The 1,547-nt window shown below is 60.7% G+C and carries 2 protein-coding genes; both read left to right on the forward strand.

The features are described from left to right. On the forward strand, positions 1-789 hold a 789-nt coding region (locus WBF74_RS06175), incomplete at its 5' end, for an outer membrane protein assembly factor BamD (protein WP_424436775.1). Between the two features lie 30 nt (positions 790-819). Next, the coding region (locus WBF74_RS06180; protein ID WP_424436778.1) for an AAA family ATPase at positions 820-1,547 on the forward strand (728 nt) is incomplete at its 3' end.

Raw genomic sequence — 1,547 nt, forward strand, 5'->3', positions numbered from 1 at the left:
GGCGTCGCCGTACTCGCCCTGGCTGGTTGCGCCGGGAAGAAGAAGCAGCCGCGTCTCGCCTATGAAGAACGCCCCGTCGAACTGCTTTACGCGACCGGGGCGAACCGGCTCGATCGTGGGCTGTGGAACCAGGCCGTCCAGTACTTCGGAGAGGTGGAGCGCCAGCATCCCTATTCGGAGTGGGCGCGGCGATCCATGCTGATGGGCGCCTACGCGAACTACAAGGTCAACAAGTATGACGAGACGATCCTTGCGGCGCAGCGTTTCATTTCGCTGCATCCGAGCAACAAGGATGTACCTTACGCCTACTACCTGATCGGCCTTTCCTATTATGAGCAGATCTCCGATGTGGGCCGCGACCAGAAGATGACGGAGAGCGCGCTCAACTCCTTCTATGAACTGACGCGCCGTTTCCCGCAGAGCGAATATGCGCGTGATGCGCGGCTCAAGATCGATCTCACGCTGGACCATCTGGCGGGCAAGGAGATGGAGATTGGCCGCTACTATCTCACGCGGCACGACTATATTGCTGCGATCAACCGGTTCCGCATTGTCATCGAGCGTTATCAGACGACGACACATACGCCTGAGGCGCTGGAGCGGCTGACAGAGGCTTATCTTGCGCTCGGCGTTACCACGGAAGCGCAGACCGCAGCTGCCATCCTTGGTTACAATTTCCCCGGCAGCGACTGGTATGAAGATGCCTATGCGCTGCTCGCCAATCAGGGGCTTGAACCGGTAGAGAGCAAGGATTCCTGGATAAGCCGCGCCTGGAAAACCGTTTTCTGATTTTGGGACTTGCCAGAGAAGGCGTGTTGCATGCTCGCCGCGCTGTCGATCCGCGATATCGTTCTGATTGAAAGGCTGGAGCTTTCGCTTGATAGCGGGCTATGCACGCTTACGGGCGAGACGGGGGCAGGCAAGTCCATTCTTCTTGATGCGCTGGGGCTTGCGATTGGCGCGCGCGCCGATGCGGGGCTGGTGCGGCAGGGCGCAGAGCAGGGCAGCGTCAGCGCCGTTTTTGATGTGAGTGCGGATCATCCTGCCCGCGCGATCCTGCGCGAGAACGGTATCGAGGATGACGGCGATCTCATTCTCCGCCGCGTGCAGACAAGGGATGGCCGCTCCCGCGCCTTCGTGAATGATCAGCCGGTCAGTGTGGGTCTTTTGCGCCAGATCGGCGATCAGCTTGTCGAGGTGCATGGCCAGCATGATGAGCGCGGCCTGCTGGACGCCTCCGGCCACCGCGCCATTCTTGATGCTTTTGGCGGCTTTGAGGGCAAGCTGCAACAGCTCCGCAAGCTCTGGAACACGGCATCCGCAGCGCGGGAGGCGCTGGCGGAACATGAAGCGATGCTCGCACGCGCAAAGGCCGAGCAGGACTATCTCACCCATGTTGTCGCAGAGCTCGATGAACTCGCACCACAGGCGGGGGAAGAAACATCCCTCGCCGAAGAACGCGCCTTGATGATGCATTCCGAAAAGATCGCGAGCGATCTCGTCGAGGCGGAAGAGGCGCTCTCTGGCGACAGCGGGCTTGATGCGCG

It is taken from the genome of Parvibaculum sp. (assembly GCF_049672805.1).
Lineage (GTDB): Bacteria > Pseudomonadota > Alphaproteobacteria > Parvibaculales > Parvibaculaceae > Parvibaculum.